This window comes from Streptomyces sp. NPDC001002 (assembly GCF_053599215.1).
The window spans coordinates 1-24,504 of the sequence record NZ_JBSFLV010000134.1; the positions used below are offsets into that span (position 1 = coordinate 1).

The following is a 24,504-nucleotide window of genomic DNA, read 5'->3' on the forward strand; positions in this document are numbered from 1 at the left end:
GGGCATCCCCGCGGTGATCTTCGGCGCACGCCGGCGCGGCTCGGGCGGAGGGGCGTCGGCCGCGGACTAGGCCGGCGGCTCGGCGCTCAGCGCCGCGAACATGGTCTCGAAGTAGCGCAGCGGGCGGGGCGTGAAGCGGTCGCGCTCGGCGGTGCTTCTTCTCCGTACGCAACGGACCGGCGACGACGACCGGCCGGTGTCCCGCCGAAGACCCGTGGGGAGGGCCGTCGGCGGGGCCGGGCGGGGAGAGCGTCCGACACGGGACCAGGGGGGAAGTGCCCGTGCTGGACAGGAGGGTTCCGGGAGACGCGGGCAGTGCCGCGCGGCGGGATCCGGCGCCACGGATCCGAGGGAAGCCAGGGGCAGTTCTAGACCTGGGTGTCGGTCAACGTCAATAGCCAGTAAGGGAGTTGACGATCGTTCAAAGACCAGGCGGGGGACGCTTCGTGACCCTGGCGCACAGATGACACATAACCAACACTCTTTTTGCACAACTCCCTTGACCACAAAATGTAACCACCGGTAACTTCCTCGGCGGCTACTGCGGAGTACGAGTAAGCCCTTGCGCCCACCGGGAGCAGTGAGGAGCGTGCGCCGCAGCCGCTGTCCGCGCCAGGACAACGTGCCGTGATGCCCAACCCGCACTGACTATGCACATGGGAGCAGAAATGGCCTCGTCCGCCGACAACACCCCCGAGAACCCCGAAAGCGGTTCCTCGACCGAACCCGCCAGACGCGGCCGGGTCCGGATGCGGCGCGCCGCCGTGATGGCGGTTCCCGCCGTCGCGGTCACCGCCGGCCTCGCGATCCTCACCGCCGAGGGCGCCCTGGGCGTGCAGTTCTCGATCTCCGGCATGCCCTTCACGGTCACCGCCAAGTCGCTCGACGGCACCGGCTTCGAGCAGTTCGGCGACCTGGACAACATGATCCCGAACAGCCCGAACGAGGGCGACACCGGCGGCCAGGTGCTGATCGTCACCTCCGCGATCAAGAACGCGACGCTCGACAGCCTCTGCCAGAGCGTCGACCTCGGCGGCATCAACCTGCTCATCAAGGCGGGTTCCGGCGCGACGAAGGTCACCGCGAGCGACCTCACCACCGACTCCACCGAGCTGTCGGGTGACGCGGCCTTCAACAACATCGAGATCGGCAACGACGCCAGCACGCTGACCAAGGCCGGGGTGCAGGGCAAGAAGGGCGTCTTCAGCCAGCAGGCCGACACCGTGCACATCGCCAACCTGCGGCAGACCAACTACGCGACCACGGCCGGGGTGTTCAAGCTGCCGGGCCTGAAGCTCAGCTTCAGCGACACGGGTTGCTGATGAAGGGCCGTTCGACGCAGGACGTGCGGTCCGCCTTCCGTGACTGGCGGGCCGCCCGGCCGTTCTGGGGCGGGCTGCTGCTCGCCCTGGGCGGCGCCGAGATCCTGGTCACCGAGAAGGTCTCGCTGAAGGTCGCCATGCACATCGGCATGCAGGGCCTGACCGGCTATCTGCTGCCCGCCCTGATGGTGCTGTGCGGCCTGTTGACGCTCTTCAGCCCCGCCCAGCGCCTGTTCTACTCGATCGTCGGCATCCTGGCCGCCCTGGCCAGCTGGGTCACCTCGAACCTGGGCGGCTTCTTCGTCGGCCTGCTCCTCGGGGTCGTCGGCGCCAGCATGATCTTCGGCTGGCTCCCGGAGCAGGAGCCCCGGGTCAGCCGCCGGCGCCGCAGGAAAGAGGCACGGGCGGCGAAGGCGGCCGTCCAGCTGTAACCCCTCGGCCGCTTCCTCGACTGCGGGTCCACGTCCGTGGGCCCGCCGGTCGCGCGCTCCCCTGGGCCCTCATTGCCGAGGGTCCCTTCGGCATGCCCGTCGAGCCCGTCCGCTCCGTGGCCGGTGAGGCTCAAGTGGTTTGCGATGTGCGGGAGTTGACGAAGAACCCGAGTGACCCGACCCCCGACGAGAGGAGCGGACACCATGCCCGACGACAGCACCCCGCCGGCCGGCCGCATCGACACCGGGACCGCGCACGCCGCGCGGATCTACGACTACATCCTCGGCGGCAAGGACCACTACCCGCCGGACCGCGAGGCGGCCGACGCCATGTGCCGGGAGTGGCCCGCCCTGCCGATCCACATGCGCGCCAACCGCGACTGGCTGAACCGCGCGGTGCGCTGGCTCGCCGAGGAGGCGGGCGTACGCCAGTTCCTCGACATCGGCACCGGCCTGCCCACTTCGCCCAACATCCACGAGATAGCCCAGGCGGCGGCCCCGTCGTCCCGGGTCGTCTACGTCGACAACGACCCGCTCGTCCTCGAACTCTCCCGGGATCTGCTCGCCGGCACCCCCGAGGGCCGCACGGCGTACATCGAGGCGGACATGCGCGACCCGGCGGCCGTCCTGGACGCGCCCGCCTTCCGCGACACCCTCGACCTGACCCAGCCGGTCGCCCTCACCGTCGTCGCGATCGTCCACTTCCTCCTCGACGAGCACGACGCCGTCGGCATCGTCCGCCGCCTCATGGAGCCGCTCCCGTCCGGCAGTTACCTGGCGATGTCCATCGGCACGGCCGAGTTCGCGCCCGCCGAGGTCGGCCGGGTCGCCCGCGAGTACGCGGCCCGCGACATGCCGATGCGGCTGCGCACGTTCACCGAGGCGAACGAGTTCTTCACGGGGCTGGAACTCGTCGATCCCGGCATCGTCCAGGTCCACAAGTGGCACCCGGACGGCACGGACTCCGGCGAGATCCGCGACGAGGACATAGCCATGTACGGGGCAGTGGCCCGTAAGCCCTGATGTTCCCGCCACCTGGAACCCGCGCTGTCCCGCTGGCCGGAACATCATCACGATGGGGCGTCGACAACTCACTCCAAGTGGCTGCTCACTTGACTACCGGTGGTCACACACGATTGGCTCCGGCGAGCGAGAGTCACCCGGTCGGCGTACTACGCAGCGAACGCCGCCCGGAAGGCTCCTTCTCGCCGTTCCTCCAGCTCTGCGCACAGCGAGGTGCCGCACCCTCATGAACACACCCCCACCCCCCGCGTCCCACAGACTCCCCCGCGCCGCCGCCCTGGCTGCCGTGGTCGGGCTGCTCGTGGCCGGCTGCTCCTCCGGCGGCGGGTCGGACTCCGGCCTGGACTCCGCCGGCAAGGCGGGCAGCGGGCTCAAGATCACCCTGGTCACGCACGGCGGCAAGGGCGACGCCTTCTGGGACCTGGTGCGCAAGGGGGCGGAGGCCGCCGCCGCGAAGGACGGCGTCCGACTGACGTACGCCAGCGACCCGGACCCGACGGGCCAGGCCGAACTGGTGCGGGACGCGGTCCGCGACAAGGTCGACGGCATCGCGCTGACCCTCGCCAAGCCGCAGGCCATGACGGGTCCGGTGGCCCAGGCGAAGGCGGCGGGCATCCCCGTGGTCGGCCTCAACTCCGGTATCGACGCCTGGCAGTCCGTGGGGCTGCTGGAGTACTTCGGCCAGGACGAGAGCGTGGCCGGCCGGGCGGTCGGCGACAAACTGGACGACCTCAAGGCCAAGCACGCCCTGTGCGTCATCCACGAGCGGGGCAACGTCGCCCTGGAGGCGCGCTGCGCCGGAGTGAAGAAGACCTTCGCGGGCCAGACCGACATGCTCTACGTCGAGGGCACCGACTTCGACGCGACCGAGGCCATGATCACGGCCCGGCTGCGGCAGGACCCGACGATCGACGAAGTCATCGCCAACGGCGCGCAGTTCGCGCTCACCGCGGTCAAGTCCGTGAAGTCGGCGGGCAGCAGGGCCCATGTCGCGACCTTCGATCTCAACAGTGACCTGGTCAAGGCCGTGCAGAGCGGCACCGTACAGTTCGCGGTGGATCAACAACCGTATCTGCAGGGCTATCTGGCGGTGGACTCGCTGTGGCTGTACAAGACCAACGGCAACGTCAGCGGCGGCGGGGTGTCCCCCGTACTGACCGGCCCGGCGTTCGTGACCAGGACCAACGTGGCCTCGGTGGCGAAGTACGCGGCCGCCGGCACCCGTTGACGGACACATCCGTTCCGGTTGTCGGCTCCGATTCCGTGACCTGCGCCACGTGCGGTCACTTGTGCGGATAGCATCCTGAACACCCCTTGTCCCCTTTCCCGTTCCCGCCCCGCTGATCGCCTAGGACGACGATGTCTCCACGGACAGGTGCCCGGCGCCGTCTCGGCTCCATACGTCTCTCCCTGATCCTTCTGGCCCTGGTGCCGAGCGTGACGCTCGCCGCCGTGTGGGGCGTGACGACGACCCAGATGTTCGCCGAGGGGTTGCGGCTGCGCGGACAGACGGACCTGAGCCGCTCCACCGGCGCGATGGGCACCGACGCGACGCTCGCGCTGCAGCGGGAGCGCAGTCTGTCGGCCGTGTGGCTGGCCGGCGCTCCGGCGGGTTCGCGGGAGGCGCTCGACAAGCAGCGCGCGGAGACCGACCGGGCGGTGGCCAAGCTGGTCCGCCAGTCGGACGCGATCCAGAACGCGCCCTCGCGCATCTCCGACCGGCTCTACTCGGTCCTCGGTTCGGTGGGCAGCCTGGAGTACTACCGCGGTCAGGTCGACAAGCCGGCGGACATCACCGCCGAGCAGTCCCTGGACCAGTACAGCTCGATCATCGACGACCAGATCCACGCCTTCCAGGAGCTCTCCCAGGTCGACGACGGCGACCTCACCTCGCAGGCCGGACCGCTGGTCGCGCTGGAGCACGCGGCGGAGCTGGTCTCCCAGGAGGACGCGCAGCTCACCCTGGCCTTCCCGGCCGGGCACTTCGACGCCGCGTCCTGGACCGCGTTCACCAAGGTCGTCAACACCCGCCGGTGGCTGGTCTCGGACCAGATCGTCCCCTCGCTGCGCGGCAGCGCGAAGACGGAGACCGAGAAGATCCTGCAGAGCCCCGCGTGGCGGACCCTCCAGAGCATCGAGGACCGGGTGCTCACGGCCCGGCCCAAGGGCGCCGAGGGGAACGTGGCCCTGCCGAACGAGGCGAAGGAGTGGCGGGCCGCGCTGATCGAGGTCGGCGACGAGTACGGGAAGCTGATCCAGCGCCAGACCACCGGACTGCTCGACCGCAGCTCCGACAAGGCGGACAGCCTGCTGATCACCGCCGCCTCGCTGAGCCTGGGCGGCCTGGTCGCGCTGCTGCTGTGCGTGTTCATGTCCTGGCGGATCACCCGCTCGCTCTCCCGCCGGCTGCGCGGCCTGCGCGAAGCCACCCTGAGCCTGGCCGAGGAGCGGCTGCCGGACGTGGTGGCCCGGTTGGACCGCGGCGAGACGGTCGACGCGGATCTCGCGACCCCGCCGCTGGACTACGGCGACGACGAACTCGGCCAGGTGGCAAGGGCGTTCAACAAGGCGCAGCGCACCGCGGTGCACACCGCGGTCGAACTCGCCGACACCCGGCGCGGGTTCCAGAAGGTCATCCTCGGCATCGCCCGGCAGAGCCAGAACCTGGTCAACCTCCAGCTCACCAAGCTGGACACCCTGGAGCGCCGGCACAACGACCCCGACGTCCTCAAGGGCCTGTACGAACTGGACTCCACGGCCAGCCAGTTGCGCCGGTACGAGGAGAACCTGGTCATCATCAGCGGTGAGCAGCCGCGCCGCAGCTGGCGGGAGCCGGTCGCGCTGATCGACATCCTGCGCAGCGCCGTCGGCGAGGTCGCCGAGTACCAGCGGGTGGAGGTGCACACCGACGAGGACGTGTACCTCGCGCCGCCCGCGGTGGCCGACGTGATCCACCTGCTGGCCGAGCTGATCGACAACGCGACCGTATACTCCCCCGCCCCTGCCCCGGTCGGCGTGCGCGCCGCGCTGGTCGCCAAGGGCCTGGCCATCGAGGTCGAGGACCGGGGCCTGGGCATGTCCGAGGAGGAATACGCCTCCCTCAACGCCCAGTTGGCGCAGCCGCCGCAGTTCGACGTGGTGGCGCTCGCGGACGACCTGCGCCTGGGCATGTTCGTCATCGCCCGGCTCGCGACCCAGCACGGCATCGCGGTCACCCTGCGCCCCTCGCCGTACGGCGGCACGACGGCGATCGTGCTGCTCCCGCACGACATCGTCGTACAGGACGTACCCGAGAACCCGGCCGTGTCCGACGTCTCCGACGTACCGGCCGTGCCCGCACCGCGGGCGGCGCCGGAGCGGGACGACGCCCGGGAGGAGAGCCACAGCCATGCCGAGGAGAGGCCCTCGCAGGACGTACGGGAGCCACGTCCCGCTCCGGCGCGCGGTGCGCCGTCGGCCGTCGTCCGCGCCGAGGGGCTGACGCCGCTCCCCCGCCGGGTCCCGCAGACCAGTCTGGCCGCCGAGCTGCGCGAGGAGGCGGCGCCCGCCGAAGAGGACGCCGACGGCGACGAGTTCACCGCCGATCGCGCCGCGTCCTCGCTCGCCGGATTCCAGCGCGGCACGCTCCAGGCACGTGACGACGACACCGAGGAGCGGTACGACCGGGAGGAACCGTCCGCGCCGCCGGCACCGGGTGCGCAGGTTCCCGCGGGCGGTACCCCCGTCACCTCGACTCCGCCCGCCGCCGACAGCTGACGAAGGACACCGCCATGACACGCCCGATTCCCGCCACGCACACTCAACTGGACCAGCTGCTGACCGGACTGGTGGACCGGGTCGCCGAGGTGAACCACGCCGTGGTCCTCTCCGAGGACGGGCTGGTGGTCAGCAAGTCGACCGGGTTCCTGCGCGACGACGCCGAACGCCTCGCGGCGACCGCGTCGGGGCTGATGAGCCTGAGCAAGGGCGTCTCCATGGACTTCCGCGGCGGCCCCGTGCGGCAGGCGCTGATCGAGATGGCGCACAGCTATCTGATCCTCACCGCGGCCGGGCCCGGCGCCCACCTGGTCGTGCTCACCAGCCAGGGCGCGGACGTCGGCGTGGTGGCGTACCAGATGAACATGCTGGTGAAGAAGATCGGCGAGCACCTCAGCGCGGCCCCGCGGGCGGGCATCGGGCCCACCGCCGACACCGGCGCGTGAGGTGAGCGGAGGCGACACGGCGGGCCGGCTGGTACGGCCGTTCACGCTGACCGGCGGGCGGACCTCGCCCAGCCGCGCCGACTTCACCCTCATCACGACCGTGACCGCGGTGGACCCGCCGCCGACCTGGGCCACCCGGTCACAGCCCGAGCACCAGCGCATCCTGCGCCGGTGCGCCGAACCGATCGCCGTCGCGGAGCTCGCGGCCCTGCTCGACCTGCCGGTGAGCGTGGTCGTCATCATGCTCTGCGACCTGCTGGAGGAGGGCTGGATCACCGCCCGCCCGCCGCACCCCGTCTCCCGGACCCCGGACCTGGACCTGCTGCAGAAAGTGAGGGACGGCCTTGGCCGGCTCTGACGCCATCACCCGGACGGCACCCGACACGGTCAAGATCCTGATCGCCGGGGGGTTCGGTGTCGGCAAGACCACCATGGTCGGCGCGGTCAGCGAGATCGTCCCGCTGCGCACCGAGGAACCGCTGACCTCGGCGGGCCTGCACGTCGACGACCTCGACGGCATCGAGGAGAAGACGGCCACCACGGTGGCGCTCGACTTCGGCCGCATCACCATCAGCCAGGAACTGGTCCTGTACCTGTTCGGTACCCCGGGCCAGCAGCGCTTCTGGTTCATGTGGAACGACCTGGCCATCGGCGCCCTCGGCGCGGTCGTCCTGATCGACGTCCGCCGCCCCGAGTCCAGCTTCGCCGCCATCGACTTCTTCGAACGCCGGGGCATCCCCTTCGTCGTGGGCGTCAACGGCTTCCACGGCAGCCACCCCTACCCGGCCGAGGAGATCCGCGACTCGCTGGCCCTGCCGGACCATGTGCAGGTGCTGCTGTGCGACGCGCGGGAACGCGGCTCCTGCCGGGACGTGTTGATCGCCCTGATCGACCAGCTGATCGCCACCGCGTCCGGCTCCGACGGGACCGGCCGGCTCACTCGTCAGGGCCCGTGAGGGGCTGATCGGAGGGCGCGACGAGCCGGGCCGTGAGGTCGGGCTCGGCCATCTCCGGGTCGAAGGGGAACATCGGGCGGCGGATGCGGTGATGGCCCAGCCGGGTCAGGTCCTGGTCGACACCGCCCGGGGTGAGGGCCATCTTCCAGTCGGCCGCCATCGCGAACAGCTCGGGCTCCAGGTAGCCGATCTTGACGACGACGAGATCCGCCTGACGAGGTGTCAGGTCCAGGTCGGTGAAGTCGTGTTCGTGGTGGTACGGCTTCCGCAGCCGGGTCAGGATCACGTGCACGCTGCCGACCTTCAGCACGACCTCCGTCCCGGCGTCCCGGTCGCCGTGCCGGATCGCGTGCACCACACCGGTGAGGGTGAGGGGCCCGGCGTGCCGGTCGTCGACCTCCGCGCCCGCGGTGACGGTGACGGTCGCCCCGATGCCGGCCCGCTCGGCCGCGTCGACGGCGGCGGGTCCCGGCAGGGAGGCGTAGATCGCGACCGGGCCGGTGTCGTCCTTGAACTCCGGCCGGGACAGCAGGTGTTGGAGACCCCACGTCACGTCTCCCGCGCCGCCCGCCGTCGGGTTGTCGCCCGTGTCGCTGACGAAGTAGGGGCGGGCGGCGGAGGCGAGGGCCGCGTCGAGACACTCGTCCAGGGTGCCGGTGGGGGCGACGAAGGCGAAGTCGTGCCGTGCCGCCCAGAAGCCGCGGGCGAGGTGTTCGGCGCCGGCCGCTACCGCTGGTCCGTCCGGTCCGGTGACCACGACCGCCGCCCGGTTGCGCGGCTCGTCGGCCCAGGCGTAGCCGACCCAGATCGCCGCGTCCGTCACGCCGTCGGCCGCCTCCACCTCCTCGACCGCCGCGTACACGCTCTTCGCGGGCTCGATCCGGGTCGAGGTCTGCTCACCGGCAAGCAGCACCGGTACCGGCACCCAGGCCTTGACCGGGCGGGGCGCGCCGCTCGTCAGGAGGTCGACGAGGTTGCGGGCGGCGCGTTCCTTGGTGTCCATGGCGTCCTCGTGCGGGGCCATGCGGTAGCAGGTGATCAGGTCGCTGCGGTGGACGAGTTCACGGGAGACGTTGCCGTGCAGGTCCATGGAGGTGGAGACGAGGACGTCCGGGCCGATCACTTCCCGTATGCGGGCGAGGAGTTCGGCCTCGGCGTCGTCCAGGCCCTCGACGGTCATCGCGCCGTGGATGTCGTACCAGAGGCCGTCGACCGGGCCCAACGCGCTTAGTCGGTCGAGGAGTTCGGCGGTCAGGTCGGCGTATGCGGACGCCGTCACCGTGCCGCCGGGGAGGGCCTTGCCGACGAGGGCTCCGCGCCACTCGGCGGCGGTACGGAGGTCGGTACCCGGGTTGAGGAAGGGGTAACGGGTGAGGACGTCCTGGCCCCGCTGTGGGTGGAAGGCGGGGGCCTCGGTGCGGGCTGGGGAGAAGGTTGAGGATTCGATGCCTAGGCCTGCGATGGCGATGACAGGAAGAGAAGACGGCAAAGGGGGCTCCGGGTTGCGTGTTGGCTGCTGGTTCGTCGTGGCTGGTCGCGCAGTTCCCCGCGCCCCTGGGGCGTCAGCGCACCGCTGATTGATTGGTGACCTTCTGAAGGGCCTGCGCCAAGGCGCGTTGGAGGGCGAACTGGCCCGCGCCCACCAGGCCCGCGTCCGCGCCGAGGCTGGCGCGCTCGATCACCAGGTGTTCCGTTACCAACGGGTGGCAGCCTTCGTAGAGTTGGCTGCGGACTGCCGCCACGAACGGTTCCAGGGTGGAGAGGATGCCGCCCAGGTACACGGCATCCGGGTTGAAGAAGTTGACGTTGGCGGCGAGTACTTGGCCGAGGTAGCGGCCGGCCTGGCGGACCGCGCGGGTCGCCTCCGGGTCGGCGTCGGAGGCGAGGCGTACGACGTCCTCGGTGGAGGTGACCGGCAGGCCCCGTTCGCGCAGGATGCGGACCAGGGCCGCGCCCGAGGCGACCGTCTCCAGGCAGCCGGTGTTCCCGCAGGAGCAGGGGATGTCGTGGGCGGCCTCGACCCGGACGTGGGTGATCTCGCCGGCCGCGCCGGTGCCGCCCCGGTAGAGGCGGCCGTCGGCGATGACGCCGGCGCCGATCGCAGTGCCGGTCTTGACCATGATCGACTGGCGGCGGCCGACGGGCTGGACGGTGTGCTCGCCGACGGCCATGCAGTTGGCGTCGTTCTCGATGGCCGCGGGGACGCCGAAGCGGTCGTCGAGCCAGGCGCGGACGGGGAAGCGGTTCCAGCCGGGCATCCGGGACGGGAGGGTGACGACGCCCTGCTCGACGTCGACCGGGCCCGGCAGGGAGAGCCCGACGCCTCGTAGCAGTTCCCGGCCGTGCTTGTCGGCCAGCGCCTCCAACGTCTCGGCCAGACCCGGCAGCGCCGCCTCCGGTCCGTCCGCCGTCGGGAACGGCACGGTGGAGACGTCGGTGATCCCGCCGCCCGGCAGGACGACACCCACGTGCGCGTGCCGGCCGCCGAGTTCGGCCGCCACCGCGAAGCCGTCGCTGCCGCCGAGCCGCAGCACCTTGCGGGGGCGCCCGCCCGCGGAGGCCACCGTGCCCTCCTCCGCGACCAGCCCGTGGTCGAGCAACTGGCCCACCGTGAACGAGATCGTCGAAGGCGCGGCGCCGAGCAGACCGGCCAACTCCGTGCGGGTCGCGGCCTGTCCGGAGGCGAGGAGTTCGAGGACCCGCTCGGCCAGTGAGGAGAAGCCCGCTGCGTGGCGCCGGGGCGGAGGGCTTTTTTCAACCATGAGCGAAGTAACTTCCGATCTCGACGGCCGGGGCGTCGAGAGTAAGCCTCACGGGCACCCTCCAGGGTTTTTTCAGAACAGCAGTAACAGGCTTTTTACAGCGGCACGCCTGTTTCTTCGCCACCACGAGTCGTTCACTGGGCTCACTCCGCCCCTCAGACCCTTTCGCCTTCGAGGAGAGCCATGTCCCCTGCTCGCACGAGACTCCTCACCGGAGCCGCCCTCAGCGCGGGCACGCTGCTGCTCGCGGGCTGTTCCGGGTCGAGCGGCACGTCGTCCTCCGGGTCGCACGACTCGATCAACTACGCGCTGCCCGCGAACTTCACGCCGAACTGGATCCTTCCGATCGGCACGGCCGCGCACCTCAACACCAACAACAAGTCCATCTCGAACGCGTTGTGGGAACCGCTCGTCGCCTACGACGGCTCCACCGGCACGGTCGGCTGGAACAAGAAGGGATCGGTGGCCACGGCCGCCGACTTCGCCGCCGACAACAAGAGCGTCACGATCACGCTCGGCGACCGGCACTGGAGCGACGGCAAGCCGATCACCTCCGCCGACGTGAAGTTCTGGTTCGACATCGTCAAGGGGAACAAGTCCGAGTGGGCGGGGTACAGCCCCGGCAAGGCGCCGGACAACTGGTCGTCCTTCAAGACCGTGGACGCCCGCCACTTCACGATCACCTTCGACCAGGCCTACAACCCGCAGTGGATGCTGGCCAACGAGCTGAGCCTGATCAACCCGCTCCCCCAGCACGTCTGGGACAAGGCCGGGGACGCCAAGCAGGACTGGACGTACCTCAACAACGCGGCGAAGAACATAGGCGGTTACGCCTCCAACGCCCTGTGGAAGACGATCAGCGGCCCGTATGCCGTGAAGTCCTTCTCGACGGCCGGCAAGGTCGTGCTCACCGCCAACAAGAAGTACGACGGCGGCGAGAAGCCCGGCATCCCCACGGTGAACCTGCTCCCCTTCACCACGGCGGACGCCGAGAAGAACGCGCTGCGGTCGGGGACCGTGGACTACGGCTACATCGAGGCGACCGACCTCGACCAGAAGGACAGCTTCACCGCGCAGGGTTACGAGGTGAAGCCGTGGTCCGGCTGGGCGATCACGTACATGCCGTACAACTTCAACAACCCGTCGATGGGCGCGGTGTTCAAGCAGCTGTACGCCCGCCAGGCGGTCCAACGCTCCATCGACCAGACCACGTTGGCGAAAGTCGTCTTCAACGGGACGGCGGTGCCCGGCTACGGGCCGATCCCGCAGGCCCAGACGTCCGACTTCGTGTCGTCGACGCAGAAGGCCAACCCGTACCCCTTCTCGACCTCGGCCGCCAAGTCCCTGCTGACCGGCCATGGTTGGACCGAGCAGGGCGGGGTGATGACCTGCACCAGCCCGGGCACGGGTGCCTCGCAGTGCGGTGAGGGCGTGGCCAAGGGGACGAAGTTCCAGATGCAGGTGCTGTCGCAGTCCGGTTCGACGGTGACCGACAACATGATGAGCGCGATCCAGTCCTCGCTCGCGAAGACCGGCATCAAGTTCTCCATCAAGACCGCGCCCGTCAACTCGGTGCTGTCGCAGACCCCGCAGTGCACGGCGAGCCAGTCGATCTGCAAGTGGCAGCTGTCCTTCTTCGGCACGATGGGCAGTTGGTACTTCAACGCCTTCCCGACCGGTGACTCGCTCTTCCAGACCAAGGGCGGCTCGAACTTCGGCAACTACGCCAACACGGCGGTCGACGAGCTCATCTCCGCGTCCACGACGTCGAGTTCGAACCAGGCCGTCCAGGAGTACAGCGCCGCACTCGCCAAGGATCTGCCGGTGATCTGGCTGCCGGAGCCCGACTACCAGATCTCCGTGATGAAGAAGGGACTCGGCGGCTTCTCGCAGGACTCGCTCGCCAACTTCCACCCCGCGCAGTGGAAGTGGACCAGCTGAGGCATGGAGACTCTCGGCTACCTGGCCCGACGGGTGCTCCAGTCACTCGTGGTGATCCTCATCGTCACGGTCGTGGTCTTCTGCCTGCTGCACGCGCTGCCCGGGGGTCCCGCGCGCGGGATCCTCGGCCCGCAGGCGACGGCCCAGCAGATCGCGTCCTTCAACCACGAACAGGAACTGGACCGCTCGTTGCCCGTCCAGTACGTCCACTATCTCGGCACCCTGCTCCACGGTGACCTCGGCACGTCGTACACGCTCAACGAGGCGGTCTCCAAGCTCATCGAGCAACGGCTCCCGAAGACACTGGTGTTGACGGTGCTGTCCGCGGTGGCCGGGCTGCTGCTCGCGATTCCGCTCGGCATGTGGCAGGCCGTGCGCCGCAACAAGCCGGCCGACTACGTGATCACGACGCTGAGCTTCGTCGCGTACTCGACGCCCGTGTACTTCCTGGGGCTGATCCTCGTGCTGGTCTTCACGCAGACCCTGCACTGGTTCCCCTCCCAGGCACCCCAAGGGGACACGCTGGCCGACGTGTTCGCGGATCCGGCGGGGCTCGTACTGCCGGTCGTCACGGGGGCCGCGTCCATGGTGGCCGTGTTCAGCCGGTACATGCGGGCCTCGACGCTGGAGAACCTCTCCGAGGACTACGTCCGCACGGCTCGGGCCGGCGGGGCTCGGCAGGGGGCGATTCTCTTCCGGCATGTGTTCCGCAACTCGCTGACGCCGGTGATCGCGATGCTCGGGTACTACGTGCCGGTGCTGTTCGGTGGGGCGCTGGTGGTGGAGCAGCTCTTCAACTACCCCGGGATGGGGCTGCTGTTCTGGAGTGCAGCTCAGTCGTCCGACTATCCGGTGCTGTTGGGGTGTGTGTTGGTCATTTCCGTGGCGACGGTGGTGGGCACGTTGCTCGCGGATGTCGTTCAACGGATCGTCGATCCACGTGTGAAGGCGAGCCGAGCATGAGTGTTCAAAGTGCGGGCCGGTGGGGGTTGATCGCGCAGTTCCCCGCGCCCCTGGCCGCTGCGCGCTTCGCGCGCAACCGGCTCGCTGTTGCCGGGCTCGCTGTCGTTGTTCTGTTCCTCCTCTTCTGCTTTGTCGGGCCTCTCCTCTACTCCACCGACCAGACCCACACCGACCTCACCCAGGTCAACCTCGGCCCCAGCGGCTCCCATTGGCTCGGAACGGACGCCGTCGGACACGACGAGCTCGGGCGGTTGATGTACGGGGGCAAGGTCTCGTTGCTCGTCGGGCTGGCGGCCGGGATCCTCGCCACCGTCATCGGGACGCTGTGGGGTGCCACCGCGGGGTATGCCGGCGGTTGGCTGGACGCGGTGATGATGCGGATCGTGGATGCCGGGATCGCCATCCCCGCGTTGTTCATCCTGCTGGTCGTCTCCGCGATCACGACTCCGGACACGCTCGGGCTGATCATCGTGCTCGGGTTGGTGTCCTGGCTGGTGCCGTCCCGGCTCGTGCGGGCCGAGACGCTCACGCTCAAGAGCCGGGACTACGTGCTGACGTTGCGGGCGACCGGCGGCACCCACGGGCGGGCCATCCGGCGGCACATCCTGCCGAACTCGGTGTCGACGATCGTCGTCGCGGCCACCTTCCAGGTCGCCGACGCGATCCTGCTCGTCGCGTACGTCTCGTATCTCGGCCTGGGTGTCCAGCCGCCCAAGACCGACTGGGGCGGCATGCTGTCCGCCGGACTGACGGCGGCGTACTCCGGGCGCTGGTGGCTGATCGTTCCGCCGGGTCTCGCGATCATCCTCGTCGTGTGCGCGTTCAACGCGATCGGCGACGGGCTGCGCGACGCCTTCGACGTGAGGGGCCGAGGGTGAAGGAAACAGAGGGGACGAAGTTGGCAAAGGCGGCGAAGGTGGCGAAGGTGGCGAAGGTGGCGAACATCCTGGAGGTCGAGGATCTCGGGGTCACCTTCGCCACCGACACCGGTGACGTGGCCGCCGTGCGCGAGGTGTCGTTGCACGTCCGGCCCGGCGAGACACTGGCGCTGGTCGGCGAGTCCGGGTCCGGGAAGTCGACGGTGGCGCTCGCCGCGATGGGGCTGCTGCCGTCCAACGCCCGTGCGTCGGGGCGGGTTTCGGTCGACGGCACGCAGGTCGTCGGGGCCGGCGAGGCCGAACTCTCCCGGCTGCGTGGCCGTACCGCCTCGATGGTGTTCCAGGAACCGGCCACCGCGCTCGACCCGCTGACCCGCGTCGGCGCGCAGATCGCCGAAGTCGTACGCAATCACCGGGCCGTCTCGCGTGCCGAGGCCGCCCGCGAGGCCGTCGAGCTCCTGCGCAGGGTCGGCATTCCCGAGCCGGAGCGGCGGGCGTCGGCGTTTCCGTTCCAGCTGTCGGGCGGGCAGCGGCAGCGGGTCGTGATCGCGATGGCGATCGCCAACTCGCCGGGGCTGTTGATCGCGGACGAGCCGACTACCGCCCTCGACGTGACCGTGCAGGCCGAGATCCTGGATCTGCTCCGGGCGTTGGCGGCCGACTCCGGTACGGGTGTGCTGCTGGTGACGCACAACATGGGCGTGGTCGCCGACTTCGCCGACCGGGTCGCGGTGATGCTGAACGGTGAGGTCGTGGAGTCCGGGTCGGTGGAGCAGGTGCTGTTGCACCCGGAACACGAGTACACCCAGCGGCTGTTGGAGGCTGTTCCTCGACTGACGGTGGAAGCGCCGACGGTGGAGGCGCCTACGGTGAAGGCGCCGACGGTGAAGGCCCCGACACCTCCACCGCCGGACCCCGAGGGGGACGCCGTGGTCGAACTCCGGGACGTCTCCGTGCGGTTCGGCCGTGGTCCGGGGGCCGTGCAGGCCCTTCAGGACGTGTCGCTCACCGTGCGGCCCGGCGAGACGGTCGGGCTGGTGGGCGAGTCGGGGTCCGGCAAGTCGACGGCGGCGCGGGTGGCGTTGGGCCTGGTCGCGCCGAGTGGTGGGACCGTGTCGCTGTTCGGGCGGGAGCTCGGCCGGACCCGGGGGCGTGCGCGCCGGGCCCTGTTGTCCGGGGTCGGGGTGGTGCTCCAGGATCCGGTGGCCTCGCTGGACGCCCGGATGAGCGTCGGGGAGTGCGTGGCCGAGCCGTTGCGGATGCATCGCCGGGGCCTGTCGGCGGCCGAGCGGCGGTCGCTGGTCGCGGACGTGCTGGAACGGGTGCGGCTGCCGCGGGAGTTGGCGGGGCGCGGGCCCAGAGAGCTGTCCGGCGGTCAGCGGCAACGGGTCAGTCTCGCGCGGGCGTTGGTGCTCGAACCGCGGCTGCTGGTCGCCGACGAGCCGACCAGCGCGCTGGACGTGAGTGTGCAGCGGACGGTCCTTGAGGTGATCGCGGAGTTGCAGGGCGAACTCGGGTTCGCGTGTCTCTTCGTGTCGCACGACCTCGCGGTGGTCCAGCAGTTCGCCCAACGGGTCGTCGTCATGCGGGCCGGACGCGTCGAGGAACAGGGGCCGACCATGACCAAGCTGCTGCGTCCGGAGACGGAGTACACACGCCGGCTCATCGCGGCCGTGCCCGTGCCGGACCCGGTCGTGCAGCGCCGCCGCCGGGCGGCCCTGCGTACGGGGGTCACCGCGTGACGCGCTCTCCCGAGGTGGTCGCGGGCGTCGACATCGGCGGCACGACCACCCAAGTCGTGCTGTGCGCCGAGGACTTCGGCATCTCCGACCGCCTGGAGGTGCCCACCCCCGCGGACCGGGGCGGCACGGCGATGGTCGGCGCCGCGCTGGACGCCGTACGACAGCTGCTTGAGCGAACTCCCGGGCAGCTGCTGGGAGTTGGTGTCGGGGCGGCCGGGCTGGTGGATGTGCGGGCCGGGCGGATCCTGGTGGCCAGCGACTCCTTCCGGGACTGGGCCGGGTTCGAGGTGACGGCGACGGTCGAACGGGCCCTGGGGGTACCGGCGTTCCTCGACAACGACGTCAACGCGTTCCTGCGCGGTGAGGCGGCGGCCGGCGCCGTCGCGGGCGAACCGTATGTGCTCGGCATGACCCTGGGCACCGGGGTCGGCGGGGCACTGTGGCTGGATGGCGCCCTGTACGAGGGCCCGCACGGGGCGGCCGGCGAGATCGGGCACGTGCCCGGCTTCGGCGAACTGCCCTGCACCTGCGGCGGGCGCGGCCACCTGGAGACGCTGGCGTCGGGCCGCTCGATCGCCGCGCGGTACGGCGAGCGCACCGGCCGGGACCTCACCGCCCACGAGGTCGCCGACGCGGCGGCCCGGGGCGAGGCCGACGCCCTCGCGGTCTACGCGGCGGCGGGCGCCGGTGTGGCCCGGGCGCTGCTGATCACGGCCGGTCTGCTGGACGTCACGACGTGTGTGATCGGCGGGGGTGTCAGCCGGTCGTGGTCGCTCCTTGAGCCCGCGGTACGACGGACACTGACCGCCGAGCCGCCCGTCAGCGGACGTGCCCTGCGCGTGCTGCCCGCCGCCCTCGGCGGTGACGCGGTGGCCGTCGGCGCGGCGGCTCGGGCGTGGGCGGAGCTGGCTGCGGTGGGGGCGGCGGGCGGGGAGCGGGCGATCGAATCCAGCCAAGCGTGACCGGGTGATTGACGCTCACGTGTCACATCCCTACCTTCTGATCGGTTTACCGAACCGCGTTCGATATACCGACACATGGGCACCCCCAGCACTCCCCCCGCACGCCCCCTGGAGAGCAGATGAACGCCAGACCGCACCCCGCCGCACGCCCCTCCCGCCGCCACTTCCTCGGCATGGCGGCCACCGTGCCGCTCGCCGCCACCGGCGCACTGGCGCTCGGTGCCGGTACCGCCCACGCCGCCGACTCGGCGTACGTGATGGCCTACTTCACCGAGTCGCCGGACATGCTCGCCGCCAACTACGGCCTGCACCTCGCCGTCAGCACCGACGGTCTGCAGTGGACCCCGCTCAATCAGAACGCCCCGGTGGCCACGCCGACCGCCGGCTCCCTCGGCCTGCGCGACCCCTTCATCCTGCGCAAGCAGGACGGCACCTTCGTGGTGCTCGCCACCGACCTCAACGGCACCGACTGGACGTACGTCAGCCAGTACCTCCACGTCTGGGACTCCACCGACCTGCGTACCTTCACCGGCTACCGGCGGATGAAGGTGCACGACCTGGACACCCACGCCTGGGCGCCGGAGGCGTTCTGGGACGCGGGGCGCGGCCAGTACGCGGTGATCTACTCGGCGGTCAACTCCAGTGGCCACAACGTGATCATGGCGAACTACACCACCGACTTCGTGACCGCCGGCTCCCCGCAGGTCTTCTTCGACCCCGGCTACGACGTCATCGACGGAGACATGGCCGTCGGCGTGGGCGGCTACAACTACCTGTACTTCAAGAAGAACTCGACCCTGGTCGGCGCCCGCTCCACCTCCCTCGACCCGGGCAGCTTCACGGAGTTCAGCACCGCCGTCTCGCACAACGGCACCGAGGCCCCGACGCTGGTCAAGTCCCTCACGTCCGGCTCGACTTGGTACCTGTGGGGTGACACCTGGTCGCCGAACGGCGTCTTCTACGCCTGGCAGACCAGCAGCCTGGCCGCCGGCACCTGGACCGCGCTCGACCAGAAGACGTACACCCAGCCGCTGAACTCCAAGCACTGCGGCATCCAGCCGATCACCAGCGCCCAGTACAGCAACCTGGTCGCCAAGTGGGGTACACCCGCCTGGAACCGGCTGAAGTCCTACAACTACCCGGCCCGGTACGTCCGGCACAGCAACTACGTCGGCCGGATAGACGAGTACGCCTTCGATCCGTACACCGACTCGCAGTGGAAGCTGGTGCCCGGTCTCGCCGACAGCGCGGGGGTGTCCTTCCAGTCGGTGAACTACCCGACCAGGTATCTGCGGCACTACAACTACGCGCTCCAACTGGACGTCAACGACGGCACGTCGACGTTCGCGGGTGACGCGACCTTCTACCGCACGGCGGGCCTCGCCGACGCGAGCTGGGCGTCGTTCCGCTCGTACAACAACCCCACCCGCTACATCCGGCACTCCAACTACGTCCTGCGCATCGACCCGATCTCGACGTCGACCGAGCAGCAGGACGCGACCTTCTACGTCGGCTACTGAGACGCCGGGTACGGAGACTCGGTCTGCCGAGCGGCGGGTACGACGAAAGCGGGCGCCCCTCCCGGAAAGGCCCGGAGAGGGGCGCCCGCTTCAGAGGTCCGGGGGTCAGCCCAGGCCGACCGTCTTCAGCCAGGCCTTCGCGACGTCCAGCGGGTCCTTGTTGTCGAGCTGGACCTGCGAGTCCAGGTCGAGCAGGGCCTTGGTGTCGAGCTTGGCCGAGACCGCGTTGAGCGCGGCGACGCCCTCCGAGGACAGACCGCTCTTGTAGACCAGGGGCTGCACGTTCTCGAAGCCGAAGAGGTTCTCCGGGTCCTGGAGGACGACGTGCTTCTCCTGGACGATCGTCGGGTCCGTGGTGAAGAGGTCCGCCGCCTGCACGGTGTTCTTCTTCAGCGCCGCCTGGGTCAGCGGGCCGCCCGCGTCCAGCGCCTTGAAGGACTTGAACTCCAGGCCGTACACCGACTTCAGGCCGACCAGGCCCTGCTGGCGGGTCTGGAACTCCGGCGAGGCACCGATCGACAGGTCCTTCGCGATGTCCTTGAGGTCCGCGATGCTGGACTCGGCGGTCAGGTTGTACTTCTTCGCGGTCGCCGCGTTCACCGTGACCGAGTCCTTGTCCTGCGCCGAGGCCGGCTCCAGGAGCGTCAGCTTGGTGTCCAGCTTGGCGTCGATGGCGGCCGTGGTGGCCTCCACCGTCTTCGGGGTGGCCTTCGGGTCGAGGTAGGCCAGCAGCGCGCCGTTGTACTCGGGCAGCACGGTGATGGAGCCGTTCTTCAGCAGGCCGTAGGTGGTCTCACGGCTGCCGATGTTCGGCTTGTAGGTGACCTTGATGCCCTTCGCCTTGAGCGCCTCGCCGTAGATGTCGGCGATCAGGATGCTCTCGGCGAAGTTGTTGGATCCGACGACGACGGTCTTGCCGTCCGACTTGTCCCCGGCCAGGGGGTCGGAGTTGTCGTCGGAAGAGGAGGAACATCCCGCCAGCAGGGCCGTGGTGGCGGCGAGCGCTACGGCGGCCGCGGGATGAATCCTGAAGGACCTGCTGCGTGGGGCGTTGGAAGTCACGATTCCCGTTCCGGACTCTGGGGATTGGTGTGAAGCGAGCGCTGCAACTGATCCAATCCAGCCTGTTCTCACTCAGTCAAGAGCAGCCTGGTCACCGATTGGACTCAATGCGTGATCGCTTACGCCTCAATGCGTGATCGTCTGTGAAGGAACGGCGAACGGACAGGTGAGGAACCGGAGGCTCTTTGTAACGGATTCTTGACGTAGGGCGACGCGCTTGATCGTTCAAAGAGGCGGTAGTCTCACGGCAGTTGGCGTCGGTCACAGCGGTGTGCGGGGGCCGCTTCGGTGTCTTCGGCACCATTTCCGGGGTCCGGCCCATCGATCAGAATCGGTCACGCGCATTGACGCGTCCGACGAGAACATGCACGAAGGAGGACCGGTGTCCACGACCGAAGTGGACGCGCCCGCCCGGCAGGCCCCGCCGCCGTCGAAGGGCGGTATTCGGGGCTTCGCCGACCGGTGGCCGTTCAGACGCAAACTCAACCTCCTGGTCGGCATTCCGCTGGCCGTGGTGGCCGTCCTGCTCAGCTATCTCGTCGTCGACCAGGTCGGCCAGTCGACCTCCGCGTCCGACGCGGCGCGGCTGGTGCGCAACAGCGCCCAGGTCGCCACGCTGGTGGACCGGGTGGAGGCCGAGCACCAGCAGGCCATCCTGCTCTCCGTGCGGTTCGAGGCCGTGGGCGGTGGCGCCAAGCCCTCGCTGACCGGCTACCGGACGGCCCAGCAGGCGGTGACCCAGCAGGTGGAGAAGGTGCGCGACGCCTTCGGCGACCAGCTGCCGAGCACCGAGGCACAGGCGCTGCGCGAGGTCGAGGGCCTGACCAGCCTGCGCGAGACGATCGAGCAGGGCTATCTGCCCGCCGACAACATCGACCCCGCGTACACCAACGCCTCCAAGGGTCTGATCGACGGCCTGGGTCTGGACCGCAACGAGTCGCTGGCCGCGACCTTCACCGGCAATCTGCTGGACTCGCTGCTGCGCGCCGACGCCGCCCACAGCTCCTTCGAGACCAGCGTGTTCTCCGCGCGCACCGGCGACACGAACGCGCTGATCGAGTTCATCAACGCGGTCGGCGCCTACGAGCTCTACGGCCACCAGGCGGAGCGCTTCGCGCGGTTCGCCTCGGAGGAGCAGACCGACCGGCTGAACGGCATCGAGCACAACTCCGCGCAGGCGACGATCACCCAGCACTACGCCGAGCTGCAGATCGACCCGAGCGGACTGTCGGCGCAGTCGCCGGAGCAGATCGGCAAGGCGCTGTCGGCCGCGCTGGCCGACTACCCCGACTACCGCGACCAGTCCGCGACCCGGCTGAAGATCACCGCCTCGCTGATCGACGACATCGCCGACCGGGCCGACGACGCCTCCGGCGACGCCTCGCTGCGCGCCGCGCTGCTGCTCGGCGCCGGTCTGATCGGCTTCGTCCTGTGGATCGCCTTCTCCGTGGTGGTACGCCGCTCGGTGGTCCGTCCGGTGATGGCCCTGACCGGGGCCGCGCAGGAGGTCGCCGAGGTGGCCGGGCGCGAGCTGGCCCGGGTGGCCGACGACGACACCGAGGACTCCGGTCCGCCGATGCTGCGCGAGATGCCGGTGACGGCGAACGACGAGATCGGCACGCTGGCCGAGGTGTTCAACCGGGTGCAGACCACCTCGATCGCCCTCCTGGAGCGTCAGGTGCTCAGCCGCCGCAACGTCGCCGAGATGTTCGGCAACGTCGGCCGCCGGGTCAGCAACCTCACCACCCGCCAGCTGGCCCTGATCGACGCGGTGGAGCGCGGCGAGACGGATCCGGCGCTGCTCGAACGCCTCTACTCCATCGACCACATCGCCGTACGCCTGCGCCGCAACGCCGACTCCCTGATGCTGCTTGCCGGCATCCGCGAGACGGTCCTGGACTCCGGGCCGACCGAGCTGACCAACGTCGTACGCGCCGCGCTCGGCCAGATCGAGGGCTTCCAGCGGGTACGGCTGCAGGCGCGCACCGAGATCATGGTGGAGCCGGACATCATCGGCGACCTCACGCTGATGGTGGCCGAACTCCTGGAGAACGCGGTGTCGTTCTCGCCGGCCGGCAGTCCGGTCGAGGTCGCCGTACGGGACGCCTCCGTCGAGGACGGCTCGGGAGCTTCGATCGTCATCGCGGACCACGGTCTGGGCATGAGCAGCGAGCGGATCGCCGAGGAGAACTCCCGGCTGATCCGCCGCGAGCGCCTGGACCTCGTACCGACGAAGGTCCTCGGCCTGTTCGTGGTCGGCACCCTGGCCCGCCGCTGGGACGTCGACGTCACCCTCTCCCGCACCCCGGGCGGCGGCGTCACGGCCGAGGTGACGGTCCCCTCGTCCCTGCTGCTGACGATGAGCCCCGTCGGAGCGATGGCCTCCAGCGGTTCGGCGGGCAAGGACGCGCCGTCGGCCGGCGGCCGGGCCGCGCGGGACGCGTGGGCCGGAACTGACAGCAACCCAGTGGGTTCCGCCGACGCCGTCACGCACGACTCCTCGGCCACCGTCGGCCTGCCCGAGCGGGACTCGACGGCGTCCACCCCCGTGCGGGCCGCGTGGGACGCGGTCGGGCCCGGCAGCGGTGTCGGTGGCGCGGCCGAGCGGGACGGCTCCTCGGCCACCCGCAACGGCACCGCGCCTGCGTCGGCCACCACTCCCAGCTGGGCCGTTCAGGACGACTCGGCCGTCGATCACGTGTCAGGCCGACGGCAGCCGACCGGCGTCGAGGAGGACACCGGATTGTCGGATCACGCCCCGACCGACGGGCGGCCGGACCCGCTCCCCCGTCGCGTCCCCAAGCGGGAGGCGACGGAGCCCGACCCGCCGTTCATTCCCAAGGCCCGTACCGAGACAGCCCCGGCGCCGACGACGGTGTCCGCCGAGGACGGCTCGACGCGCCCGTTGCGCCGCCGTGTCCGTGGGGCGACGCTGCACACGACCGCCGACGCCCAGCAGTCGGCGCGGCAGGCCCCCCGGCCCGCCGACGCGGACGCCGTCCGTGACGCGCTCGACGAGTTCGAGGCGGCGGTGGAGCGGGCCAACCGCGACAGCACCGGCGTACGCACGACCCCCGATCCGCAAGACCAGAACCATCTCCCGGAAGGAGCGGAGCAGTGAGTACGTCGACAGGTGACACTCCGACGGGAAGCACCACGCCGACCGATCTGCAGGCCGCCGCAGCTGACTTCAACTGGCTGCTCAACCGATTCGCCACCGAGACCGCGGGCGTCGTGGACGCCATCGCGGTCTCCTCCGACGGGCTACTCATCGCCGTGTCGGAGCTGCGCGAGCGGGCCCACTCCGAGCGGCTGGCGGCCATCGTCTCGGGCATCACCAGCCTGGCCGCCGGAGCCTCCGGCAACTATGGCCTGGGCGGTCTGAACAAGGTCATCATCGACCTGGAGGGCGGTCACGTCATCGTCTCCGCGATCGGCAGCGGCGCCGTGCTCGGCGTGGTCGCCGACAAGGAGGCCAAGCTCGGCAACATCGCCTACGAGATGACGCTGTTCGCCAACCGGGCCGGGGCCGCGCTCAGCCCCCAGCTCGTGCTCGAACTGAAGAACACCGTCGGCGTCCCGTCGAAGCGCTGACCCGGTCGCCGACCGGTCCGAAGAGGAGGACGACAGCTCATGACGGACGGCCGTGCACCGGCCGGCGAGGACGGTACGCAGCGCCCGGGCCAGGCCCCGGTCGGGCCCGCCTCCGCCGTACGGCCGTTCCTGGTCACCGCGGGGCGGGTGGCGCCCACCGCGGCGGTCGGCCGTCCGGTGCCCGTGGAGACCCAGGTGGTGGCCACCGCCGAGGGGCTCGCGGTGCTCGACTCCCTCTCCTTCGAGCAGCACGACATCGTCGCCGCCTGCCGGGTGCCCCAGTCCATCGCGGAACTGGCGGCCCGGCTGCGGCTGCACCTCAACGTCGTCCGGGTCCTCGCCGAGGACCTGCGTGCCGCCGGGCAGCTGGCGGTGCACGTTCCCGACTCCGGCGTCACCCATGACGCCACCGTCCTGCGCAGGGTCATCGACGCCCTGCGCGCCATACCCGACTCCCGAGGGGCAGTCCGTGACACCGACTGAACCGGCCACGCGCGGCACGGCCGCTCCGGTGGCCGCCGTACGCCCGCCGCTCCCGGTGAAGATGGTGATCGCCGGCGGTTTCGGCGTGGGCAAGACCACCGCCGTCGGCGCGATCTCCGAGATCGAGCCGCTGACCACCGAGGCCGCCATCACCGAGGTCGCCGCGGGGGTGGACGACCTCAGCCACACCCCGCGCAAGACCACCACCACGGTGGCCATGGACTTCGGCTGTCTCACCATCGACCCGACCCTGAAGCTGTACCTGTTCGGCACGCCCGGGCAGGAGCGGTTCGGGTTCATGTGGGACGACATCGTGGAGGGCGCGGTCGGCGGGCTCGTCATCGTCGACACCCGCCGCCTCGACGACTGCTACGCGGCCGTCGACTACTTCGAGCACCGGCAGATCCCGTTCGCGGTCGCGGTCAACGCCTTCGACGGGAAGATCGAGCACACGCTGGACGAGGTCCGCTGGGCGCTCGACGTCGCCGATCCCGTCCCGGTGGTGGTCTTCGACGCCCGTGAGCGCGGCTCGGTCCGCGACGCGCTGCTCGTCGTACTGGAGCTGGCGCTGGCCAACGATGAGGGCGAGAAGCGCTCCATGCTCGCCGTCGAAGTCGACGACATAGGCGCGTCTGTCCGGTTCACCACCGTGAGCATCAACGC

At 70.2% G+C, this 24,504-nt stretch carries 20 protein-coding genes and 1 pseudogene; 18 read left to right on the forward strand and 3 right to left on the reverse strand.

Going from position 1 to position 24,504, the window contains the following annotated elements; translation table 11 throughout:
* The first annotated feature begins 668 nt into the window (after positions 1 to 668).
* The 8 genes from ACWDR3_RS38135 (at position 669) to ACWDR3_RS38170 (ending at position 7,934) form a co-directional block, all read left to right on the forward strand.
* Positions 669 to 1,322, forward strand: a complete 654-nt coding sequence (locus ACWDR3_RS38135; RefSeq protein WP_450357169.1) for a DUF6230 family protein — start codon at positions 669 to 671, stop codon at positions 1,320 to 1,322.
* Entirely contained in the window at positions 1,322 to 1,753 is a 432-nt protein-coding gene (locus tag ACWDR3_RS38140; RefSeq protein ID WP_450357170.1) for a DUF6114 domain-containing protein, read from the forward strand. The genes ACWDR3_RS38135 and ACWDR3_RS38140 overlap by 1 nt, the downstream gene beginning before the upstream one ends.
* Positions 1,754 to 1,957: 204 nt before the next feature.
* Complete coding sequence (locus ACWDR3_RS38145) at positions 1,958 to 2,776, forward strand: SAM-dependent methyltransferase (RefSeq protein ID WP_450357171.1); 819 nt, start codon at positions 1,958 to 1,960, stop codon at positions 2,774 to 2,776.
* Positions 2,777 to 3,002: 226 nt separating this feature from the next.
* On the forward strand, positions 3,003 to 4,004 hold the full coding sequence (locus tag ACWDR3_RS38150) for a substrate-binding domain-containing protein (protein ID WP_450357172.1): 1,002 nt from the start codon (positions 3,003 to 3,005) through the stop codon (positions 4,002 to 4,004).
* Positions 4,005 to 4,135: 131 nt separating this feature from the next.
* Positions 4,136 to 6,532 (forward strand): nitrate- and nitrite sensing domain-containing protein, encoded by a 2,397-nt coding sequence (locus tag ACWDR3_RS38155; RefSeq protein WP_450357173.1) that lies wholly within the window; start codon positions 4,136 to 4,138, stop codon positions 6,530 to 6,532.
* 14 nt (positions 6,533 to 6,546) lie between these two features.
* Positions 6,547 to 6,978 (forward strand): roadblock/LC7 domain-containing protein, encoded by a 432-nt coding sequence (locus ACWDR3_RS38160; RefSeq protein ID WP_123996945.1) that lies wholly within the window; start codon positions 6,547 to 6,549, stop codon positions 6,976 to 6,978.
* Between the two features lies 1 nt (position 6,979).
* The gene (locus tag ACWDR3_RS38165) at positions 6,980 to 7,336 is read left to right on the forward strand and encodes a DUF742 domain-containing protein (RefSeq protein WP_450357174.1); all 357 of its coding nucleotides are present in this window, start codon (positions 6,980 to 6,982) and stop codon (positions 7,334 to 7,336) included.
* On the forward strand, positions 7,323 to 7,934 hold the full coding sequence (locus ACWDR3_RS38170; RefSeq protein WP_450357175.1) for a GTP-binding protein: 612 nt from the start codon (positions 7,323 to 7,325) through the stop codon (positions 7,932 to 7,934). The genes ACWDR3_RS38165 and ACWDR3_RS38170 overlap by 14 nt, the downstream gene beginning before the upstream one ends.
* On the opposite strand, the gene ACWDR3_RS38175 is transcribed toward ACWDR3_RS38170, so the two are convergent.
* Together ACWDR3_RS38175 and ACWDR3_RS38180 are read right to left on the reverse strand one after the other, a co-directional pair.
* Positions 7,915 to 9,423: a M81 family metallopeptidase gene (locus ACWDR3_RS38175; protein WP_450357176.1), complete on the reverse strand. Its 1,509-nt coding sequence runs from the start codon at positions 9,421 to 9,423 to the stop codon at positions 7,915 to 7,917. The genes ACWDR3_RS38170 and ACWDR3_RS38175 overlap by 20 nt on opposite strands.
* Before the next feature lie 73 nt (positions 9,424 to 9,496).
* Positions 9,497 to 10,696: an ROK family protein gene (locus ACWDR3_RS38180; RefSeq protein ID WP_450357177.1), complete on the reverse strand. Its 1,200-nt coding sequence runs from the start codon at positions 10,694 to 10,696 to the stop codon at positions 9,497 to 9,499.
* A gap of 183 nt (positions 10,697 to 10,879) precedes the next feature.
* Between ACWDR3_RS38180 and ACWDR3_RS38185 the strand changes: the two genes are divergently transcribed.
* The 6 genes from ACWDR3_RS38185 to ACWDR3_RS38210 all read left to right on the forward strand — a co-directional run bounded on the left by ACWDR3_RS38185 (position 10,880) and on the right by ACWDR3_RS38210 (position 18,702).
* Complete coding sequence (locus ACWDR3_RS38185) at positions 10,880 to 12,637, forward strand: peptide ABC transporter substrate-binding protein (RefSeq protein WP_450357178.1); 1,758 nt, start codon at positions 10,880 to 10,882, stop codon at positions 12,635 to 12,637.
* A gap of 3 nt (positions 12,638 to 12,640) precedes the next feature.
* Entirely contained in the window at positions 12,641 to 13,600 is a 960-nt protein-coding gene (locus ACWDR3_RS38190) for an ABC transporter permease (RefSeq protein ID WP_450357179.1), read from the forward strand.
* A complete protein-coding gene (locus ACWDR3_RS38195) occupies positions 13,597 to 14,478 on the forward strand; it encodes an ABC transporter permease (protein ID WP_450357180.1) in 882 nt (293 codons plus the stop codon). Before ACWDR3_RS38190 ends, ACWDR3_RS38195 begins: the two co-directional genes overlap by 4 nt.
* A gap of 56 nt (positions 14,479 to 14,534) precedes the next feature.
* Positions 14,535 to 16,220 (forward strand): dipeptide ABC transporter ATP-binding protein, encoded by a 1,686-nt coding sequence (locus tag ACWDR3_RS38200; protein ID WP_450357186.1) that lies wholly within the window; start codon positions 14,535 to 14,537, stop codon positions 16,218 to 16,220.
* Complete coding sequence (locus ACWDR3_RS38205; RefSeq protein ID WP_450357181.1) at positions 16,217 to 17,182, forward strand: ROK family protein; 966 nt, start codon at positions 16,217 to 16,219, stop codon at positions 17,180 to 17,182. Before ACWDR3_RS38200 ends, ACWDR3_RS38205 begins: the two co-directional genes overlap by 4 nt.
* Before the next feature lie 119 nt (positions 17,183 to 17,301).
* The gene (locus ACWDR3_RS38210) at positions 17,302 to 18,702 is read left to right on the forward strand and encodes a glycoside hydrolase family 43 protein (RefSeq protein WP_450357182.1); all 1,401 of its coding nucleotides are present in this window, start codon (positions 17,302 to 17,304) and stop codon (positions 18,700 to 18,702) included.
* Positions 18,703 to 18,807: 105 nt separating this feature from the next.
* On the opposite strand, the gene ACWDR3_RS38215 is transcribed toward ACWDR3_RS38210, so the two are convergent.
* Positions 18,808 to 19,764: an ABC transporter substrate-binding protein gene (locus tag ACWDR3_RS38215; RefSeq protein WP_450357184.1), complete on the reverse strand. Its 957-nt coding sequence runs from the start codon at positions 19,762 to 19,764 to the stop codon at positions 18,808 to 18,810.
* A gap of 382 nt (positions 19,765 to 20,146) precedes the next feature.
* Here ACWDR3_RS38215 and ACWDR3_RS38220 point away from each other — a divergent pair, with 382 nt between their 5' ends.
* The 4 genes and pseudogenes from ACWDR3_RS38220 to ACWDR3_RS38235 form a co-directional block, all read left to right on the forward strand.
* The gene (locus ACWDR3_RS38220; protein ID WP_450357185.1) at positions 20,147 to 22,885 is read left to right on the forward strand and encodes an ATP-binding protein; all 2,739 of its coding nucleotides are present in this window, start codon (positions 20,147 to 20,149) and stop codon (positions 22,883 to 22,885) included.
* Complete coding sequence (locus tag ACWDR3_RS38225; protein WP_123996961.1) at positions 22,882 to 23,358, forward strand: roadblock/LC7 domain-containing protein; 477 nt, start codon at positions 22,882 to 22,884, stop codon at positions 23,356 to 23,358. Before ACWDR3_RS38220 ends, ACWDR3_RS38225 begins: the two co-directional genes overlap by 4 nt.
* 39 nt (positions 23,359 to 23,397) lie before the next feature.
* The gene (locus ACWDR3_RS38230; protein WP_401717200.1) at positions 23,398 to 23,841 is read left to right on the forward strand and encodes a DUF742 domain-containing protein; all 444 of its coding nucleotides are present in this window, start codon (positions 23,398 to 23,400) and stop codon (positions 23,839 to 23,841) included.
* Positions 23,828 to 24,427 (forward strand): annotated as a pseudogene (locus tag ACWDR3_RS38235) (GTP-binding protein); the annotation flags it as partial. The gene ACWDR3_RS38230 and the pseudogene ACWDR3_RS38235, both read left to right, overlap by 14 nt.
* Positions 24,428 to 24,504 lie beyond the last annotated feature (77 nt).

Bases quoted from the DNA above. Each gene is read 5' to 3' on its own strand.
- ACWDR3_RS38135 (WP_450357169.1), top strand. From the start codon at position 669: ATGGCCTCGTCCGCCGACAACACCCCCGAGAACCCCGAAAGCGGTTCC.
- ACWDR3_RS38185 (WP_450357178.1), top strand. From the start codon at position 10,880: ATGTCCCCTGCTCGCACGAGACTCCTCACCGGAGCCGCCCTCAGCGCG.
- ACWDR3_RS38230 (WP_401717200.1), top strand. From the start codon at position 23,398: ATGACGGACGGCCGTGCACCGGCCGGCGAGGACGGTACGCAGCGCCCG.
- ACWDR3_RS38195 (WP_450357180.1), top strand. From the start codon at position 13,597: ATGAGTGTTCAAAGTGCGGGCCGGTGGGGGTTGATCGCGCAGTTCCCC.
- ACWDR3_RS38160 (WP_123996945.1), top strand. From the start codon at position 6,547: ATGACACGCCCGATTCCCGCCACGCACACTCAACTGGACCAGCTGCTG.
- ACWDR3_RS38155 (WP_450357173.1), top strand. From the start codon at position 4,136: ATGTCTCCACGGACAGGTGCCCGGCGCCGTCTCGGCTCCATACGTCTC.
- ACWDR3_RS38210 (WP_450357182.1), top strand. From the start codon at position 17,302: ATGAACGCCAGACCGCACCCCGCCGCACGCCCCTCCCGCCGCCACTTC.
- ACWDR3_RS38180 (WP_450357177.1), bottom strand. From the start codon at position 10,696: ATGGTTGAAAAAAGCCCTCCGCCCCGGCGCCACGCAGCGGGCTTCTCC.
- ACWDR3_RS38145 (WP_450357171.1), top strand. From the start codon at position 1,958: ATGCCCGACGACAGCACCCCGCCGGCCGGCCGCATCGACACCGGGACC.
- ACWDR3_RS38190 (WP_450357179.1), top strand. From the start codon at position 12,641: ATGGAGACTCTCGGCTACCTGGCCCGACGGGTGCTCCAGTCACTCGTG.
- ACWDR3_RS38140 (WP_450357170.1), top strand. From the start codon at position 1,322: ATGAAGGGCCGTTCGACGCAGGACGTGCGGTCCGCCTTCCGTGACTGG.
- ACWDR3_RS38150 (WP_450357172.1), top strand. From the start codon at position 3,003: ATGAACACACCCCCACCCCCCGCGTCCCACAGACTCCCCCGCGCCGCC.